The following is a 4,496-nucleotide window of genomic DNA, read 5'->3' as shown; positions in this document are numbered from 1 at the left end:
ACAATCGGATTAAGTTGATAATGCGGCAAGGGTATGGTTTTTCTAATTTTAATAATTTTAGGAATCGCGTATTAGCTGGCTTTTCTGATTATATAAACTTATAACCATAAGTTTAGGAGATCCTCTTTTTTTAGCACACATTGGCTCAATCCTTACAAAGTATGGGTTTGGGGCTGGTTGTTACCCCCCCAGGTTTTTGACGAATATTTGCCCAAATGGAATTATCGAGCCGTACCCCAACCTGAGTAATTCTTTAAGTTATTTATTTTTCATTCCTTAGCACCTGCTTGTACGTCCAGTGAGGCTGGCCACCACCGCCACTAACTCGGCAGCATCTACGGGTTTGGTCAAATGCATCTGAAAACCTGCTAACAGTGTCTGCTGACGATCGTCATTCCGGGCATAAGCCGTCAGCGCGATCGCGGGTAGCCTACCGCCCCGCTGCGCTTCAAGTTGACGCAACTTGCGGATCAGGGAGTAGCCATCTTCATCCGGCATCCCAATATCGCTCACTAAAACATCGGGGCTGTGATCGGTTGCGGTTTCGATAATGGTCAAAGCCTCCTTGACGGAAGCCACAGCCATGACATCAGCACCATACTTTTCCAGAATTGTGCTCAGCAACTCTAGCGCGTCAGCCTCGTCCTCTACCACTAAGATTTGTAAGCCTTCAAGGGTCGGCGACCCCTCTACCCTCCCATTCGCCTCGACGAGCGAGTTTAATGGCTCTGGATCGCTCGGTGGTAGATGGATAATCATCACGGGCAGTTGAACTATAAAGGTCGTCCCCTGTCCTATCCCTGGACTCACTACCGTTACAGTCCCGCCATGTAATTCAACTAATTGACGCACAATGGCTAACCCTAAACCCAACCCCCCATAACTGCGAGTGGTCGTGCTGTCGTGCTGGCTGAAGCGATCGAAGACATACGGTAGAAAGTCCGAGCTGATGCCTGATCCAGTGTCGCTGACAGTAATTTCAACATGGGAATTAACCCGCTGCAAACTGATCTGGACTCGCCCGTCTTTAGGCGTAAATTTGAGAGCGTTAGAAAGTAGATTCCACACAACTTGCTGCAACCTATCGGCATCACCCAAGAGCGGGCCAGCTTCAGAATCGAGCACGCTTTGCAGGCGAATTGACTTTACCTCAGCCGCCAACTGTACAGACTCAATCGCCGATTCAATCACCGGCACGAGGTTGACAGGACGGACTCGGAGGCGCAGCTTACCTGTGATAATGCGAGAAACATCGAGGATGTCTTCGATGAGCTGGGCTTGAGACTTGGCGTTTCGCTCGATCGTCTCCAAAGCCCGCGCCACCTTATCCTCACTCAGGTTTTTCTGCCGTAACATCGTTGACCACCCTAAGATCGCGTTGAGAGGAGTTCTGAGTTCATGAGAAAGAATCGAGAGAAACTCATCCTTGGCCCGGTTAGCTGCCTCTGCCTCTGCCCGAATTATTTGTTCACGCATCAATAATTCGTCTTTGGTGCGATTAGACGCTTCCAGTTGGGCAGTGCGTTCCTGCACCCGTTGCTCTAGCTCCACATTAATCGCCTGGATACGGCGGCGGCTCTCTTCTAGTTCCTGGTTTGTAAGGGCGAGTTGGGCTGGACTTGGCGCATCAAGCGCCACTGGAATTAAGGGAATCAGTAAAAAGGTGAATGTATAGAAAGACCAAACAGCAGTGACAGCTTTGATCAGTCCTGAAACCCAATAAATGGGGTGCCAAAGTGTCACTATTTCCATCAGGTGCGTCGTGCCACATAAGGCAAAGATAAAAAAGAAACCCACCAGCAGCATCACCGTGTGGGCAGGCAAATCTTTACGCTCATTTGTAAAGTAAACAATGGCAACCGCCACCGAGTAATAAGCGAGGGTAGTCAAGGCATCTGACGTTAAGTGCAGCCAGACTAGCCCCGGTTTCCAGAGGTAACAATGTCCGTGAGGAATGAAATTATTAGAAAAAAAGGTGCTCAAGAGGTCAGGCATATTAGTTTACGGCACTGTCAAGTTAATTTAGGGGGTGTCATCAATTCAACCCGATGACCGCAGCAGCCAGAAGAATCGGACGCCGGAAAGTTCACCGCCCTAGGGTGATAGCGCGTTGCGATTGCCTGATACTGCTTGAGGTTGGGGAAAAAGTTCTCAATCAAATGACGGGCTTTGTACAATTGAGCATCGTAAGTTTCCAGGGTCTTGCAATTGCGGCGAGGTGAAATCACGGTGGTCTTCCCCTCGGCATTGAGGCGGTCAATCACACGCTGATCTGGATCATAGCCCTTGTTAGCCAGCAGTGTACCCGCCACCCGTAACGGCTGCAGTTGGTCGCCTCCTACTCGCGTCACCAGTTTGTCGGGGCGTGAGGTGAAACCCCAACGAATCTCCTCAAAAAGCTCAGCAGGAAGATGTTTCTTTCAAGTGGGAAAATGCCTGGATCGAAAAAATGAGAAGGAGTCAGAAGACAGAATTCCGAATTCAGAATACCCCATCCCTGAAGTGAGTGTTTTCGGTAACGAAAGAATTTTTTCGGCTCCACGATTAAAATCGGAGCCTTGAAACCTGGATTCTCCATCCTGTCGCACAGAATCCATTTTGGCTCCTAAATGCTGAATTCTTCGGTAAATGTACCGCCGATGAATTAGCGTCGGCGGGAATTTGATCGGGAACGCGGATGGTGGTGGAAAAGCACCGCAAACGTCCGCTGGGGGTGAAGGATTGGATTATTATTATAGAGCTACAGCCTGGAGAACAAGGCTTCTGTGGCTATTTTGCTGGCTCTGGCGGAATGTTTGAAAGAGTCTGCGGTGAATGTTTATTTGGTGTCGTCGGCAAAGGAGCCGAGGCGATCGCAGCTTTGTATTTTACGCAGTGCCAGCCGTTGAATGCCCTGATTGCTTGGACAATGTGCAAGCTTGGTGGCTCAATACCCGATTCTTGACGGCGAAAACCCTTTTTTGCTGCTGGTGCAGCACGACTACGGACTGTTACGATCAAGAATTGGGCAACTGCGCGCAGCAGCCGCCGGCGTAGAGGTACAGTTGGGGGCAATTACCGGTTTTGGGAGAGATGCTTCGATCGCCATGAAGTTCGGCCACATCGCCCGCGTCGCTTGTTTGGACTTCCCCACCCAGAACACCCACGGTTCGAGATTGCTCGCCTCGGGGGCGATCGACAATTGCGATCCTATCCTCAAAGCCTAGTGTGACTAGCTTTGGGACGAGTAGAAAAAAAACTTTCGCAAAGTAGTTGACAGATTGGGAAAGATTAGTTAAGGTTATAAAGGTGCGGAACACAAGCAAACGCAACGCGCCCCCATCGTCTAGAGGCCTAGGACACATCCCTTTCACGGATGCGACGGGGATTCGAATTCCCCTGGGGGTATTGAAAATTTAAGTCTGATATCAAAGTGATATCTAGTATGTGGGTTGTGCATCTTGCCACCCCTTATTGCTATTATGACTTACCCACGGGTAGCCAGAAACCGGGTTTTTGCTGAGAAGACGCGTGAGAGCTCGCAGCAACGGCAAAAATCGGCTTTCTTTAGTTTGGTGTCTTTGGTTTTGATTCGTAAGTCCTCTGATTAAATCAATTGTCATAATTAGCAATTAATTAGCGGCGTTGCTGAATTGAGGTATGATAACTGCGGTCAAGGGATGTTTTGGCTACCCGATTTGCCTAGTTTGAGCGCGATTGAAATGATACGATGGATAGGGAACCGGAACAGGGAGCATCTCAAATATGCAATGAGTATAAATACTATTCAGGCCAAAGCGAGATTTAAATAAGCACAACGATGTTTCAGAACTTGAGCCAGATTGTCACGATTCCATTGTGCCCCGGAGATTTTAATTCTCCGTCCAATTTGTTTAATTGTAGCCTCGACAGCACCGGAACCAATTGTGATCTTTTGAGACTGCATCGCCTGATAGTCAGGAATCCTACATCGATGTCGTTCTAAATAATCCAGAAAGTTCTTGACGTGAGGTACATCCCAGTCAGCCACAGCAGTGATTGCCTCATCGACCTGACCATGCCACAGATGAGCCTCCATTGTTCGCAAGCGTTGATTAGAGCCACCCTGTTTGTAGAGGTTTTCCTTGAGGTGATACCAATCTAAAATCTCTAAACGTTTCTCAAATGAAGCAATCCCAGCTATCAAATTCCAGACCCCTGGATGTCCATCACCCAAACAAGTAATTGGCTCACTATCGAGGCTGTCGATTCACCCAATCCAATAGCTGGTCATTCTCTTGAAAGAAAGCCGCACACTTTTGATGATGCAATGCCACAGCTTTGTAGTCTCGCCATTCACTGGCTTCTCCTAAGTCGGTTCTTAATCTTGCCTTGCCTCCATCTACACTCAAAGCGGTGACAGTTGTCTCTGCTACAGCCTCCCCAAATTCTTGTCGATGTACTAGTACAGCTCGGCGTAAGTATACAGACTATATTTGTGGTAGAATAACATATAGCGTTTCGAGCGAAAGATGAGG

Annotated in this window: 5 protein-coding genes and 1 tRNA gene; 3 read left to right on the top strand and 3 right to left on the bottom strand. The window is 48.5% G+C overall.

Features of this window, described 5'->3' with window-relative positions; genetic code table 11:
• Nucleotides 1-276 precede the first annotated feature (276 nt).
• Together QUB44_RS30110 and QUB44_RS30105 are read right to left on the bottom strand one after the other, a co-directional pair.
• Nucleotides 277-1,995: an ATP-binding protein gene (locus QUB44_RS30110; protein WP_333168625.1), complete on the bottom strand. Its 1,719-nt coding sequence runs from the start codon at nt 1,993-1,995 to the stop codon at nt 277-279.
• A gap of 17 nt (nt 1,996-2,012) precedes the next feature.
• Nucleotides 2,013-2,351 (bottom strand): hypothetical protein, encoded by a 339-nt coding sequence (locus QUB44_RS30105; RefSeq protein ID WP_333168624.1) that lies wholly within the window; start codon nt 2,349-2,351, stop codon nt 2,013-2,015.
• A gap of 326 nt (nt 2,352-2,677) precedes the next feature.
• On the opposite strand from QUB44_RS30105, the gene QUB44_RS30100 reads away from it, so the two are divergent.
• The 3 genes from QUB44_RS30100 (at nt 2,678) to QUB44_RS30090 (ending at nt 3,387) form a co-directional block, all read left to right on the top strand.
• On the top strand, nt 2,678-2,944 hold the full coding sequence (locus QUB44_RS30100) for a hypothetical protein (RefSeq protein WP_333168623.1): 267 nt from the start codon (nt 2,678-2,680) through the stop codon (nt 2,942-2,944).
• Nucleotides 2,922-3,206, top strand: coding sequence for a hypothetical protein (locus QUB44_RS30095; protein ID WP_333373427.1), 285 nt, complete (start codon nt 2,922-2,924; stop codon nt 3,204-3,206). Before QUB44_RS30100 ends, QUB44_RS30095 begins: the two co-directional genes overlap by 23 nt.
• Nucleotides 3,207-3,314: 108 nt before the next feature.
• A tRNA-Glu gene (locus tag QUB44_RS30090) sits at nt 3,315-3,387 on the top strand.
• 379 nt (nt 3,388-3,766) lie between these two features.
• On the opposite strand, the gene QUB44_RS30085 is transcribed toward QUB44_RS30090, so the two are convergent.
• The gene (locus tag QUB44_RS30085; protein WP_333373424.1) at nt 3,767-4,165 is read right to left on the bottom strand and encodes a hypothetical protein; all 399 of its coding nucleotides are present in this window, start codon (nt 4,163-4,165) and stop codon (nt 3,767-3,769) included.
• Nucleotides 4,166-4,496: the final 331 nt, after the last annotated feature.

It is taken from the genome of Microcoleus sp. AT3-D2 (assembly GCF_036705715.1).
GTDB lineage: Bacteria > Cyanobacteriota > Cyanobacteriia > Cyanobacteriales > Microcoleaceae > Microcoleus.
This window is presented reverse-complemented; position numbering and strand designations above follow the sequence as displayed.